The organism is Francisella marina (genome assembly GCF_008369785.1).
Classification (GTDB): Bacteria; Pseudomonadota; Gammaproteobacteria; order Francisellales; family Francisellaceae; genus Francisella; species Francisella salimarina.
In genome coordinates this window covers 584,392-599,381 of record NZ_CP043552.1, presented here as the reverse complement: position 1 = coordinate 599,381, position 14,990 = coordinate 584,392, and the positions used below count along the sequence as shown (strand labels likewise).

The following is a 14,990-nucleotide window of genomic DNA, read 5'->3' as shown; positions in this document are numbered from 1 at the left end:
TTTAATCTAAACACTCTAGCAACAATTCTGTAAATGATATGTATTCCAATTCTCCATGATATGAAAGTCCTATCTGACAGCTGCGATTAAAACTAACTCCAACCTCACAGTCTTTAATTTGCGGCTTAAGAGATTCTAAGCTTGTAGCATTTAACTCAGGAGTTGTAAAACCCTTATCTCCTGCAAACCCGCAACAGTATATTTGCTCAGGAACAACTACTGATGTACCACATTTTTTTAGTGCATTTACATAACTATTATCAATATTTTGTTTACGAGTAGAACAATCAATATGCAAAGCTATTTTATTATACTTTTTTGTTAATTTGATGTTATCTAATTTATCTATAATTAGACTGTTAATATTTATAATATCCAAATTTTGATCTTTAGCAAAATTAGCACAGGAACTATTATCAGTAACCACATAGTCATACTGAGTATAATCTATACTCTGCTCCAATAAACCTTGAGATGCATGTTGCTGAGTATGATTCGCCTGTGAGTGATACATTTGCCCACAACATTGATTATTCAAATTCTGCGGATAATTAACTTCAAAACCCAGCTTTTCTAATATTAGTTGACTTGGATACTTTGTATATTTTTTACTACTGGCGAAAATTCTATTTGGACAAGCTGGTAACAATAATACTTTTGGCTTTGTATTTTCTCTATTAGAGTCTATAAAGCTTGAGGATTGTACTTTTGGCATAGTTTCCAAATATACAGGTATAGATTTGAAGTTATTATGTAGTAGCTTAGTCATACCTTGAAGATTCTTCTTTCCTATAAAATTAGCAGCTAAGTTCCCTAATTTAACTTTTTGTTTCGCTTTAGTTATTTGTTTGTCATGATTAACTAGCTTGTTTTGCAGCTTTTTCTGACTAAGAATAAAATCACCAGTATCAATATCAACTGGACAACGAGTTTTGCATAAACTTGTAGTAGCACATGTTTGTATACCATAGTAATCATAATCTTTAAGCCATTGTTGTTTTTGATTACCATCTAGAGTCTGAATCTTACGAGCAACAGAGTTTCTTTGTCTTGGAGTTAAACTTAAGTTTCTTGATGGACAAACAGGCTCACAAAAGCCGCATTCCATACATTGATCTATTTTCTCATCAACGCTATTTAATTCTTTGAGATTCTTAATATGCAGACTCTTATCTTTAGTAAGTTTAACATCAGGATTAAGAGTGTTTTTAGGATCAAAAAGCTTTTTAATGCGCCACATAATATTCAAACATTTATCACCCCATTCCACTATTGCGAATGGTGAGATATTTCGTCCACTTCCATGCTCTGCCTTAAGCGAACCATTATACTTCTCTGCAACTAAAGAAGTAATTTCTTGCATAAATTCATCATATTCAATTAACTGTTTCTCATCATTAAAATCAGGAGTAAGAACGAAATGAATATTCCCAGCCAAAACGTGACCAAATATTGCAGCATTGGAATAATTGTATTTGATAAATAGCTGTTTAACATCTGTTATCAAGCCTGGTAAATCAGCAATATTTACTGCTATATCCTCAATAAGCACAGTACTGCCGTTTGGCCTTTGCCCAGCAATTGTAGGCAAGACACCTTTCCGAGCTTTCCAAATGGTTTGAATCTCTCGCTCATCTTGCCTAAAGCCGACTTGATGAAGAATATTTGCCTGCTCAATACTTTGATTTATTATATCAAGTTTATTATCCAAGCTATCTTGACTATCCTCAGATACTTCAACCATAATCGCAGCAATATCAGAACTTTCAAGGTTTATCAAAAAGGGCTGTAATTCCACTACATCTGCTACTGATTTCAATGATAGGTGGTCAAGTAATTCAACAGATGAAGGGGTATATGGCTCAAGCTCTGTAGTCAGTCGCACTAGCTCATCAAGGCTTCCATATATTAAATTCAAGGCCTTAAATTCATGGTCAGCAACAGTATTTAATGTCACATTACTAACAAAACCAAGAGTACCTTCAGAACCAATGATTAATCTTTCTATAATTTTTATTGGATCATCAAAATCTAAAAAAGCATTCAGACTATATCCACTAGTATTCTTGATTGAAAATTTCTTTTTAAGAAAAGCAACCAAATCTTCATCACTCTTTATCTGACTATGAATAGCTAATATTGAATTTATGAAATTCTCATTATTCTCTTTAAAGCTCGTAATACTAGCAGAATCAGATGTATCTAGCACTTGACCATCAGCAAACACAACTCGCATTGAATCTAAAGTGGCATAAGAATTTTTTGCTGTACCACAACACATTCCACTAGCATTATTTGCAATAATACCACCGACCTTAGCACTATTAATTGAGCCAGGATCAGGTCCAATTTTACGATTGTATATCTTGAGATATTTGTTAGCATTCTCCCCTATTATGCTCGGCTCAAGCTTAATCTTATTACCATTATCAACAACCTGATAATTAAGCCAAGCATCAGAAGATAAGACCACAAGTACTTCATCAGTAACCGCTTGACCAGAAAGGCTAGTTCCAGCTGCCCTAAATGTTAGCTTAACATTATATTGATTTGCTAATTTAATTATCTCTACGACTTCTACTTCTGTTTTAACAAATATTACTAGTTTCGGCACCATCCTATATAGGCTAGCATCTGTAGAATATGCATAACGCAATAATTCATTTTCAATAATTTGTTTATCTTTTAAAAATTTGCTTAGCTGTGATCTAAATTCATTTAACATTGGAAAAAATCTCTAGATATATACTTGATAGAAGTATACCTAAGATTATACTGAAGATTAATTATTTTTCAGTGAATAGCATATATTTAGTTAAGTCACGAATATCATTTTTATTTTTAAAATTTGATTTATGCAACCATATTTTGATTTTTTTATTCGAACCTTGCTGGACGGCATAAAGATAAATCCAGCTATTAATGACAATATACTTTCTAATAGTCCAAAAATCAGATTCTTTAGCATTTATAACAAATGTTAAAGAATTATTATCTAAGCTATTAGGTAAAATAATAGTTTCAACTACTTGCTTATTTGATACAGCCTCGAACAATATTGATAATATAATCAAAAATATACCAAAAAAAAGAATAACATTTTGGTTATAATAAACACCAATAACAAAACTTGTCAGAAAGACCATGCAACAGTATATGAGTTTCCTATATTTTCGAGACTTTTTGACTTCTAATCGCTGCATAATCGCAATGTTTTAGATCAAATCATAGCCAAGTGACTTCAATGCTCGATCATCATCAGACCAACCACTTTTTACTTTGACGTGTGTTTTAAGGTTAACTTTCATACCAACTAATCTTTCGATGTCTATGCGGGAATCAGTACCAATTTTTTTAAGCTTAACTCCTTTTGCACCAATAACTATACCTTTTTGGCTATCTCTTTCGACAAGTATACTAGCATAGATATCAGCGATATCTTTTTCTTGATCAACCTTATAACTATCTATTTCTACAGCTATTTGATAAGGTACCTCACTACCAATAGTTCGCATAATTTTTTCACGAATTATTTCAGCAACCATAAATTTAATACTTCTATCAGTGATTTGATCATCCTCATAGAAAAAATACTCTGATTCAGGCAAAAGTTTCTCGACTCTTGATTCAAGTTCATTTACATTATGACCTTGCTTAGCAGAAACATATATCACATCATAGAAGCTTAATTTTTCTTTAACGGACTCAATAAACATTGACGCCTCTAATGATTTCTTTTTATCAACCTTATTGACAACTAAAAATATTGGGACTTGCGAATGCTTTAATTTCTCTACGATATTGTCCTCTAACTCAGTCCACTTGCCCAACTCAACAACAAATAAAATTACATCAACATCTTTTACCATAGTTGTCGCTGCTTTATTCATAAACTTATTGATTGCCTTAGGTTCTTTTATATGAATGCCGGGAGTATCAACATAAATAAACTGTGTATCTCCAAGTGTTTTGATACCCGTTATTTGATGTCTTGTTGTCTGAGGTTTACGCGAAGTAATACTAACTTTATATTTTAGTATATTGTTGAGTAAAGTAGATTTACCCACATTAGGTCTACCAATAATTGAAATATAACCACACTTTTTCATAAAAATTTCACAATAAAAATAATATATTGATTTTAACAGGTATAGAAATATATTTAAGCAATATTTACTCATAACTATGTTTAAAGTACGATGTCTCTTGTGATTATAGCAACACCTTGTTAAAATTTTGCAGCTTGGTTCATAAAGCAATAAATATAAAATTAAGTAAATATGAAACAAATAGGTCGTAAGTTAATTTTAAAAAGAATGATGTTATTGGTATTTGCCATTAGTACTGCTTTTAGCATCTTTCCTGCTAGTAATGTAACGCCTATATCTAATCACATAACTATTAGTAATCCTTGCAGTAGTGCTAGTAGCGCATCCACTTCAACAACTATAGGTTGTAACAGTATTAGTCTTGCAGCATTTTTAGCAAGATTCAAGCAAATTTCAAATATCTATCGGCCTATTGGTATTCTATTTATCAAGATGGTTTCAGGACTAAGTTTTTTATTGATAGAGCGTATTTATCGTCCACCAAAATTTGTTTTTTGTTAATGATTTAATAATATCTCTAGCCATTTAACACTCAGTAAAAATGGTTATTAGTTTTATACCCAAAATAGCAAAAAAGGTATTTATATGTTACAGAAAACAAAGTTATTTTATGTTTTAATATTAGTTGGAATAGGTGTTTTATTATCTAGCTTTGCTAATGCTTCAGCTACGCAACAAAACCTAGTAGCTAATGCAATCGATAGCATTGCTCCAGGCTCAATGAGTCTAGCTGATAAAAGTATGTTAAAACAATACAGTGTTGATAGGAATTTTCAATTACAAGTCAAAATTCTTAATGAAAATACTTTAATAGCAACATGGAATATTAAGCCAGGCAATTATCTGTATTTAAAGAATTTTAGTTTTTATAGTCTAACCCCACAACAAGTCAATATTCAAAAGGTTATTTTTCCTAAAACATACCATATTAAAGATGATCCTTTTTATGGGCGAGTAAAGATTTATAAAGATAGTGTAGCTATTAAGCTAAAAATTAGTAGAAGCAATAAAACTATTAATAAATTACCACTAGTTATTGCTTATCAAGGTTGTTCTGAAAGTGGTATTTGTTTTGCTCCTATTCAGCAAAAATTTAACCTTGATTTATCATCAACTAACAAAATTTACGAAGGTGAAGAATATTTTGGCCAGTTACCTAAAGAGCTTCAGAAAAAATTAGATGTTACACATTCAAATATTGGAGATAGCGATTATACAAGTTTTTTAAGTCATACAAATATTGTTTGGGCATTTTTGATATTTTTTGGCTTAGGTTTGTTATTGACATTTACACCTTGTGTTTTACCGCTATTACCAATCATCTCAAGTATTGTTACTGGACAAAAGCAATTAACGACAACAAAAGCATTTAGCATTTCATTATCTTATGTTTTAGGGATGGCAATTAGTTATGCAGTAGTTGGGGTATTAGCAGGAATTTTTGGAGGTGGTATCCAAAATATACTTCAAACACCATGGGCAATTGGGGCTATGGCATTATTGTTTGTGGTTATGGCTGTGGCAATGTTTGGAGTTTTTGAATTAAAAATACCATCATTCATACTTAGTTCTGTAAATAATCTAAGTAGTAAACAAAAAAGCGGCACCTATATTGGCGTATTTATAATGGGTATATTATCAACGTTGATTGTTTCAACTTGTGTAACAGCTCCTTTGGTAGCAGTACTAGCTTATATTAGCTATTCGGGTAACGCCTTTTATGGAGGACTTATCTTATTTGCGATGGGGCTTGGTATGGGTGTGCCAATCTTAATTGTGGGAACAACTAGTGGCTCAATCTTACCAAAAGCTGGTAATTGGATGCATACGGTCAAGCATATATCCGGATTTATGCTACTTGGATTAGCAATTTATATGTTATCAAAAATTATCCCTGCACGATTTACTCTATTGCTAACCGGGATTTTGATTTTAAGCTTAGCAGTTTACTCAGGTGCGTTTAGTTTTTATATCAAAACAGCATCAGCAAAAGTAAGGCAACTTTTTGCTTATATATTTCTAGTTTACGGAAGCACATTATTAATTGGATTTCTAATGGGTAATACAAGTATTATTGAACCTTTAGGAGCTACGGCAGCTCAAATAAACCAACCACAACTAGAGTTTGAGCAAGTTACTAATTCAAAACAATTGCATAGAGCTTTAGAAAAAGTTAAAAAACAAGGTAAGCCTGTTATTGTTGACTATTATGCAAACTGGTGTTTGGACTGTCAGTATATGAAGCATACAACTTTTGCAGATCCAAAAGTGATTAATAAGCTTAAAAATTACAAATTAATTCAAGCTAATGTTACCGATGTTGGACAGGATAGTAGCAAGTTATTGAAAGAATTTAATCTTTTTGGACCACCTAGCGTGATTATTTTTGACCAAAAGGGGCATAAAGAGAAAAGTTTTGTTGGTAAAGTCGATGCTAAAGAGCTACTAAACTCAATCTAAATTATGCGCTGAGTTTGTAAGCGATAAGTTTAATCACAATTAAAGGTGGCTTAACTAAAATTACTTCAGTAATACAAATTTTTATTTCATAATCTTAGGAATAAATATTTTTTTAAAGAGAATTATTAAGAAATAAATAGATCAAATAAGTAGTAATCAAGACGTATGACGTTTTACAAAGCTTGAAAGTCTATTCATTGCTTCTTCAAGTTCTGGCATTTCATTTGCACAGCTTATTCTAGCAAATCCAGACAAACCAAATGCTGTGCCCGGCATCATAGCAACATACTCTTCTTCAAGCAACGCATTGCATAACTCTATATCACTACTGAATTTTGTGTGTTTGATTAAATCACGAATATCTGGGAAAAGATAGAAAGTACCATCGGCATTCTTGACATCAATATATGGCATATCTTTCAGAGACTTTGTAACAAACTGCTCTTTTTGTTTATATGAGTCAACAAAATATTGCAAATCCTTAGCAGGCATTTCCATAGCAGTAATAGCTGCATACTGGGATATAGAACAAGCACAAGTAGCTGATTGTGATTGAAATTTTTTCATTGCATCATTAAGCAACTTCGGAGCAATAGTAAAACCAACTCTCCAACCTGTCATAGCAAAGTTTTTTGAAACTCCACTGGCAATTACATATCTATCAGCCAGATCAGGAGCTACTTCTGTTACTAGAGTTATTCTATTGTTAAAATAAAGCTGATCATATATATCGTCACCTATTATCCAAATATTAGGATATTTTCTAAGCAAATTAGCTAAATCCTCAATACACTTTCTTGAGTAAATTAACCCTGTTGGATTATTAGGTGAATTAATAATAATAGCCTTTGTTTTTTCTGTAATAAGCTTTTCTAAATCTGTAACATCTATTTCAAAGTCATTTTCAAACTTAGTTTCAATTGCTACTGGCTTAGCTCCAGTAAGAGCAATCATATCTGGATATGACACCCAATAAGGAGCAAAGAAAATAACTTCATCTCCTTCTTCTAAAATACAGTTAAATATATTGTGTAGACTATGCTTAGCGCCCGATGTTATACAAATTTGATCTGCAGCAAAATCAACATTATATTCTCTTTTGTATCTTGCTGAAACCGCTTCTCGCAGTTCCTTAATACCGTCAACATTAGTGTATTTTGTGATATTATTGTTAATAGCACCTATACCAGCTTGCTTTATAACTTCTGGTGTGCTGAAGCCAGGCTCTCCAATAGCAAGCGAAATAACATCATGCCCCTGGTCTTTAATTTGTTTTGCTAATGCTGCCATCGCATTAGTTGGTGAAGTTGAAACATTCTGAATCTTTGTGTTTAGTGATGCCATTTTAGTTCCTTATAACTTTTCTACTTTAAACTCATTATGTTTAATCTCAATACAAGAATAATTGTCTATATATGTGTACAAGTCAGAATCAACCAAGGGCTCTGATAGTACTAAATAACCATTTTTTAACTTATGCTTTTTTGATAGTTCTAGAGTTTCTATAATATCTTTATAACTTATATAGTATAGCGATGGTTCATTACCAATGGTAGACATTTTTAGCGAATATGATGTATGTCCATTCGAGTAGGCAATACTTGCTTTAACTTTTTCTTTCAAACCATTTCTAGATTGGATTTTTGTTATTTGCTCAATAGATTTGGCTATAGCTGTCGTTGGATTCTTATCTATATCATTTGATAAAGCTAATAAAAATATAGCTTCTGAATCTGTAGATCCTAACCTTGCTTTGAAATACTGAGGTTTGATATGTTGCTCAATCTCTTGACGAATCTCATCAAAATCACCGATAGAACCATTATGCATAAATAGATGCTTATCAAATACAAATGGATGAGAATTAACTCTAGATGTTGGCGCAATAGTACTAGCTCTTATGTGTGCCATAAAATTTCTACTTTTTATGTGCTTAGCTATAGATATCAAGTTTTGATTATTCCAAGCTGGTAATGAGTCCTTAAAAACTCCCGGTTCTTTGTGCAAACTTGTATACCAACCAATACCAAAACCATCTCCATTAACAGAAACAGCGCCTTGAGATGAATGTATACTTTGATGTATGAGTGAGTTCTCTGGATCTACCAATAAATCACTCATTTTAATTTTATCGCCATGATACATTAGCCATCTACACATAAGATTATTCTCCTTTTGTTTTCCAATGACTAGTCCCTCTCAAATAAACTGGGAAGGTCTCTTGAGTTAAACTTTGATTTAGTTTCTGCTGCTGATACATATCAAATACATAGTCTACAATCTTATCTACGTCAATTTTAAAATCATTATTAACTATTTGTATCTCAGCTATAGATTCTCCTATTAATTCATAACCTGAGTATAACTTTTCTGAATATTCCTCAAGTTTATAAACATTCTCAGAAATTATTTGATTTGTTTGCAAATCGTAAAGTCCTAAATAGAAATCTCCCATCTTGGCATCAAGAATCACGGCTACCTTGTCTGATGTTGTTGGTGTACTTTTAGCTAATGCAAACATACTCGAAAACCCTACAACAGGAATATCCAGGCCTACGGCAAAGCCCTGACTTACTGCTGCTGCAAGCCTCACTCCAACAAAGCTACCAGGACCAACACCATAAGCTATAAAATCTAATGATTTCATATCTATACAAGAGTTATCAAAAACACTTTTAACCATCTCTAGTAAGTATTTATTGTGTTGCCTAGGAATCTCCCTAGTCTCACCATATACTCTTCCATTGGCAGATAATACCACGGAACAATACTTACTCGATGTGTCAATTATCAAAAAATTCATTATCCAAACAACTCCTGTTTAATAAAAATATTCCTGAAGAATTATAAACCTTACTATAATAAATTAAAAATCATCATTCATTAAAAAAAGATAACTTTGCATAAATCACATACAATATGTAAAATCATGTTCTATATTAACCGATCCTAGCCTATTTATATATAATGTTACATTGGTTCCCCGGGCATATGCATAAAGCTACTAAAGAGTTTCGCAAAAAAATGCCATCTACTGATATCGCTATTGAGATTGTGGACGCACGTATTCCCGACTCTAGTAGCAACCATGTTTTAGAAGATATTGTTGGAGATAAGCCGATAATAAGAATTTTATCAAAAAGTGATTTAGCCAATCCTCAAGTAACTAAACAATGGTTGGATTTCTATAGTGGTAGCGCTATCGCAGTTAATACATTACAAGACAAAAATATAGCAAAAAGAGTAGTTGAGTTAGCTCAAAAAAAATGTCCTAAAAGAGGCACGGTTTTAAAGCCCACTAGAGCTATAGTATTTGGACTCCCGAATGTTGGAAAATCAACAATGATAAATAAGCTTGCTGGCCGTAAAGTTGCTAAAACAGGAAATGAACCAGCCGTAACTAAGCTACAACAACGCATCGATATTAGTAAAAATTTCATGATTTTTGATACTCCAGGAATCATGTTCCCTAGCCCCAAGAGTGAAGCTAGTGGTTATAGAATCGCAAGTATTGGCTCTATTCGTGATACGGCGATGGACTACGAAGGTACAGCTCACTATCTTATAAACTTTCTCAAAGAGAGAAATACAAAAAACTTCTTATCGCGATACAATTTCATATCTGGGCAAGATTTTTTAGAAAAACACCCTCAAGAAATAATTAAAGATATATCTGCTGTAAAAACCAACTACAATATAAAACAGGCTTCTAAAAATATAGTCCATGATTTCAGAGCAGGACATTTTGGTAAAATTTCCTTAGAAGACCCACTAACGATACAGCAAGAAAAAGAACAACTTCTTCTAAATCTAAAAAACCAAGACAACAATATCTAATTGTCTTAAAATAAATATAAAGTTATTATATACAATAGTTAGATACATTTATTTGAAACTATAGTTAATGTCTGAATCAAAAAACACTTCAAAAAAGCCAAAAAGAATTGGTCACATAAAGGCAAATAAGAAGAATATACTTGGCGCTATACTAATTGTAACTATTCTCAGTGGAGGTGTCTATGGTGTAAGTAGTTATCTAGATTATAGACATAGCAAGTTTCTCAAAGAATATAATACTGCTATCACAGATATTAAAAGTCACAATAAAAATGGTTATAAGAATGCGTTCAACATTATTAAAGAGCTTGTAGATGATGATGAAGCATCAGCTCAAGATTTTTTCTATTTAGCATACTCTTACCAGTATGGACTTGGTACAGAAAAAAATTATTTTGATGCATATAAATATTATAAAAAGTCAGCAGCCCTAAACTATCCACAAGCATTCTACCAGATAGGTACTCTCTACAGAGATGGACTAGGAGTCAATAAAGATAATAAAAAAGCCATAAAATATTTTAAAAAGTCCTACGATTTAGGTTACAAAAAGTCAATATCATCTATCGCAAGCATGATTAATTCAGATAACAACCTAATTGCGACTATTGATTCAGAAATTTTATATGACATTTATCTAGCTTATCAAAATGGTAAATTAACTAATGAGAATGAAAAAAACATAGATAAATACATTACAACTGCTGCTGCTAATGGTTATGAACCAGCTATTATTGTTCAAGCCCGAGACTTTACAAAAAAAGGTGATAACTATAGAGCTCTAATGTTATGGCAGACACTACTGTACAGCTCTGACCCTAAAGTGGCAGAACTAGCAAAAAAAGAAATCGTAAAAGTCGAAGAACTAGTTAAGCAAGAAAGGTTAGAAACACTAGAAAAAGAAAGACTAAAACGTATTGAACTACAACAAAACTTGCGAAAAAAACGAATTGAGAAAGCAAGAAGAGCAGAACAAGTAAAACAAAAAATCGAACTTGCTCTATCAACACCAAAACAAGAGATACCAAATCTAAATGGTTTAATCTATTTAAACCTATCAAGAGTTAATAAAGATCAGTTACAGCAATTTTACTCAGATATACTAAAGTCCTCTATTGATATGAAGATGTTAGATATTAATGATAATTTAGATTATAGCTATATTGATGACTTCTTAATACTATCAAAATACATTGATATTAGATCGTCTTTAAGATTTGACTTCGGAGAAAAAGCTAACAGTAACAAGTATGAGGGAATTGTTTATTTTTTCTATAATAATGAAAATAAATTTATTAAGCAGTATGCTATTAAGGCTTTAAAAAATATACAAGTAAAAGACTCATCACTATCACCAAAATTAAAAGATTTTGAAAAAATAAAGGTTATAAATAATCAAGCTCAAAGTACAAAAGAAAATAAAAAGCAGAATAGCAAGCTTAAAAAAGCTCCTGAAGAAAAAATTCAATTAACTCATGAAGAGAAAGTCCAAAGAATGCAAATCTTTGCTCAAAAAGGTGATTTTAGACAGTTATATAAGCTAGAACAGGCAGCAAAAGGTGGTGATGCTTATGCTATGTACTATGCTGGAGAATATTACTACAACGCAAAAGAATACAAAACAGCCCTTGACTACTTTAATAAATCCGCAGATAAAGGGTATGGTCCAGCCTACTATAAATTAGCATCCTTGTACTATAATGAAGAGCAAAACGGTGTGCCTTATGATAAACAAAAAGCCATGTACTACTACAAAAAGGCAGCTCAGCTAGGTGTAAGAAACGCTCAACATATTTTAATGCTTATTGAATAAAAACCTCTTCTGCTTACTGGTATTCACCCTTTTTCCAGTGTTTACGACAAACTGAAACATATTTTGTATCAATATCTTTTAGAGAATCATCATCGACAACTATTGGATTCCCTTCTTTTACAGCTTTACCATTTTGCACCATCATATTAAAACTAGCTTTTTTACCACAGAAACATATAGTTTTAACCTCCTCTAAAGTATCAGCAATTGCAAGTAATAAAGCCGAGGTTTCAAAGGGTTGGCCCAAATAGTTTGTACGAAGCCCATAACATATAACGGGTATATCCATTAAATCAACAACATCAGAAAGTTGCCAAACTTGCTCTTGAGTAAAAAAATGTATTTCATCTATCAATACACAGTCTATTTTGTGTTTTTTATTATATTCTCTAATAAACTCAAATATATTATCCTGATCTGTCAAAGAATAAGCATCTTGATCTATACCTATGCGTGACTTGACCTTATTTAATCCTGCTCGCTTATCTATCGCAGAAGTTAAAACCAAAGGTTTTCTACCTCTATCCTCATAATTATAAGCCACTTTTAAAAGATCTAATGTTTTACCAGCATCCATTGCTGAATATCTAAAATATAATTTTGCCACTATTAAAACCCTTTATATTTTTTCCTAATAATATTAATCCCATGACGAATTGGTAAAACCAATGTCTCCAAATCATCTCTTTGACTTACATATTTATTAAAACTATCCAGTGCTTTTGCTCGTTTATCTTGGGGATTTATTACCTCACCACGCCAAAGTATATCATCTACTATGATAACTCCTTTATCAGATAGCTTATCAATCAAGATATCAAAATACTGTTGCGTTTGTTTTTTATCAGCATCAATAAATGCTATATCTATCTGATCTGGTAGGGTTGGTAATATATCAATGGCATTACCCTGACAGTACTCTATGTTAGGATATTGAGCTATAAAATCTTTTGCAACTACTTCGCCTGACTGATTAGTTCTATCAATTGTATAGACTTTTGTATTAGCAGATACTTCTGCCATTGCGATAGCCGACATTCCAGTAAATGTGCCAACATCCACACAAATTCTTGCTTGAGTCGTAAATACAAAAAATTGTAGTAATTTAGTCACCATCTTTTCTGATAGCATCTGAGCACCATGAATAGACTCTTTAGTAATATCATTTAAACGATTAAGATTAGTTGATAAATCACTCGTATGCTCAATACAGTATTGCCAAATACTATCTTCAGTAAACTGATTTTGTTTCATTACAAATGAGAATATAAAATAATTGACTCCGAGTATTTTGCATTAATGATAATCATTAGTCTAGACACTTGCCGTGCTTTTAATTAAATTTTATGATAGAATTTGCGAGCATTTTATTATAAACAACTCTCTTATACTTAGAGAAAAATTACTAAACAGAATAAATACATAAAGGTTTCAAATCAATGAAAGAACAAAAAAAAGTTTTTATAAAAACTTTGGGTTGCCAAATGAATGAATATGACTCGCAAAAAATGCATGAAGTATTAGATGAGCATTTCCATACTGTCAAAACTGATGACTATAAAAATGCAGATATAATTCTAATCAATACATGTTCAATTAGAGAAAAAGCCCAAGAAAAAGTATTTCATGAGTTAGGAAGATGGAAAAATCTTAAAAAGAAAAATGAAGACCTAGTTATTGGTGTTGGTGGATGTGTTGCATCTCAAGAAGGTGAAAATATAATTAAAAGAGCTCCTTTTGTAGATTTAGTGTTTGGTCCTCAAACAATTCATAGATTGCCTGAAATGATCAAGCAAAAAAGAGAAACTCAAAAATCTCAGGTTGATATATCTTTCCCAGAAGTTGAGAAATTTGACTTTTTACCTGAGCCAAAAGCTGAAGGTGCTAAAGCATACGTATCAATTATGGAAGGATGTGATAAATATTGCTCATACTGTGTAGTACCATATACTCGTGGACCTGAAGTTAACAGACCATTTGAAGATGTACTTGGAGAATGCGCAGCTCTAGCAGAGCAAGGTGTAAGAGAAATTACTCTATTAGGACAGAATGTAAATCACTACTTAGGTCCAATGGAAAATGGCGAAACTGCAGATTTAGCATTACTAATTCACTTCATAGCTGAAATAGATGGTATTGAAAGAATTAGATTTACAACTTCTCACCCTGTAGAGTTTTCACAAAATCTGATTGATGCTTATGGCAGTGTACCTGAACTAGCTAACCATTTACATCTACCTGTGCAACATGGTTCAGACAGAGTTCTAATTAATATGAAAAGAAATCATACAATTTTAGAATTCAAACAAAAAATTAGAAAATTAAGAGCAATCAGACCAGATATTACTATTTCATCTGACTTCATCGTTGGCTTCCCAGGTGAAACTGAAGAAGATTTCCAAAAACTTATGGATTTAGTAAAAGATGTGAATTTTGATCAGTCATTTAGCTTCATATATAGTAAACGTCCTGGTACCCCTGCTGCTGACTTACCTGATGATACACCAATGGAAGTAAAAAAAGATAGATTAAAAAGACTACAAGATTTATTAAATAGTAATGCCCAAATTATTTCTAGACAAATGGTTGGAACAGAGCAAAGAATCTTAGTTGAAGGTACATCTAAAAAAGATGATAATGTTCTAGCTGGTAGGACAGAAAATAATAGAATTGTTAATTTCATGGGCGATAAGTCTTTGATTGGTCAGTTTGCTATGGTTAAAATAACAGAAAACTTACCAAATTCTCTTAGAGGAGAGCTTATTTAACTT

The 14,990-nt window shown here is 31.9% G+C and carries 13 protein-coding genes; 5 read left to right on the top strand and 8 right to left on the bottom strand.

Features of this window, described 5'->3' with window-relative positions; genetic code table 11:
- Position 1: 1 nt before the first annotated feature.
- From F0R75_RS03020 to era, 3 genes are all read right to left on the bottom strand, one after another.
- Positions 2-2,725, bottom strand: a complete 2,724-nt coding sequence (locus tag F0R75_RS03020) for an FAD-binding and (Fe-S)-binding domain-containing protein (RefSeq protein ID WP_149368389.1) — start codon at positions 2,723-2,725, stop codon at positions 2-4.
- Positions 2,726-2,786: 61 nt separating this feature from the next.
- A complete protein-coding gene (locus tag F0R75_RS03015) occupies positions 2,787-3,203 on the bottom strand; it encodes a hypothetical protein (protein WP_187986009.1) in 417 nt (138 codons plus the stop codon).
- Positions 3,204-3,215: 12 nt separating this feature from the next.
- Positions 3,216-4,109, bottom strand: a complete 894-nt coding sequence (gene era, locus F0R75_RS03010) for a GTPase Era (protein ID WP_013922988.1) — start codon at positions 4,107-4,109, stop codon at positions 3,216-3,218.
- 171 nt (positions 4,110-4,280) lie between these two features.
- On the opposite strand from era, the gene F0R75_RS03005 reads away from it, so the two are divergent.
- Positions 4,281-4,610 (top strand): hypothetical protein, encoded by a 330-nt coding sequence (locus tag F0R75_RS03005; protein ID WP_149368390.1) that lies wholly within the window; start codon positions 4,281-4,283, stop codon positions 4,608-4,610.
- A gap of 84 nt (positions 4,611-4,694) precedes the next feature.
- Positions 4,695-6,569, top strand: coding sequence for a protein-disulfide reductase DsbD (gene dsbD, locus F0R75_RS03000; RefSeq protein WP_149368391.1), 1,875 nt, complete (start codon positions 4,695-4,697; stop codon positions 6,567-6,569).
- A gap of 156 nt (positions 6,570-6,725) precedes the next feature.
- Here dsbD and F0R75_RS02995 read toward each other — a convergent pair whose 3' ends face one another.
- Genes F0R75_RS02995 through tsaB form a run of 3 tightly spaced genes read right to left on the bottom strand, consistent with a single transcriptional unit; the run spans position 6,726 to position 9,372 of the window.
- A complete protein-coding gene (locus tag F0R75_RS02995) occupies positions 6,726-7,913 on the bottom strand; it encodes a pyridoxal phosphate-dependent aminotransferase (RefSeq protein ID WP_149377196.1) in 1,188 nt (395 codons plus the stop codon).
- Between the two features lie 9 nt (positions 7,914-7,922).
- Complete coding sequence (locus F0R75_RS02990) at positions 7,923-8,729, bottom strand: class II glutamine amidotransferase (protein ID WP_149368393.1); 807 nt, start codon at positions 8,727-8,729, stop codon at positions 7,923-7,925.
- A gap of 4 nt (positions 8,730-8,733) precedes the next feature.
- On the bottom strand, positions 8,734-9,372 hold the full coding sequence (gene tsaB / locus F0R75_RS02985) for a tRNA (adenosine(37)-N6)-threonylcarbamoyltransferase complex dimerization subunit type 1 TsaB (RefSeq protein ID WP_149368394.1): 639 nt from the start codon (positions 9,370-9,372) through the stop codon (positions 8,734-8,736).
- A gap of 164 nt (positions 9,373-9,536) precedes the next feature.
- Between tsaB and ylqF the strand changes: the two genes are divergently transcribed.
- Positions 9,537-10,406, top strand: a complete 870-nt coding sequence (gene ylqF / locus F0R75_RS02980) for a ribosome biogenesis GTPase YlqF (protein WP_149368395.1) — start codon at positions 9,537-9,539, stop codon at positions 10,404-10,406.
- A 67-nt stretch (positions 10,407-10,473) separates the two neighbouring features.
- A complete protein-coding gene (locus tag F0R75_RS02975; RefSeq protein WP_149368396.1) occupies positions 10,474-12,219 on the top strand; it encodes a sel1 repeat family protein in 1,746 nt (581 codons plus the stop codon).
- A gap of 13 nt (positions 12,220-12,232) precedes the next feature.
- Here F0R75_RS02975 and F0R75_RS02970 read toward each other — a convergent pair whose 3' ends face one another.
- Together F0R75_RS02970 and F0R75_RS02965 are read right to left on the bottom strand one after the other, a co-directional pair.
- A complete protein-coding gene (locus F0R75_RS02970; protein WP_149368397.1) occupies positions 12,233-12,826 on the bottom strand; it encodes a thymidine kinase in 594 nt (197 codons plus the stop codon).
- A gap of 2 nt (positions 12,827-12,828) precedes the next feature.
- A complete protein-coding gene (locus F0R75_RS02965; RefSeq protein WP_149368398.1) occupies positions 12,829-13,473 on the bottom strand; it encodes an O-methyltransferase in 645 nt (214 codons plus the stop codon).
- A 185-nt stretch (positions 13,474-13,658) separates the two neighbouring features.
- Here F0R75_RS02965 and miaB point away from each other — a divergent pair, with 185 nt between their 5' ends.
- A complete protein-coding gene (gene miaB / locus F0R75_RS02960) occupies positions 13,659-14,987 on the top strand; it encodes a tRNA (N6-isopentenyl adenosine(37)-C2)-methylthiotransferase MiaB (protein ID WP_146422051.1) in 1,329 nt (442 codons plus the stop codon).
- The last annotated feature ends 3 nt before the right edge of the window (positions 14,988-14,990 follow it).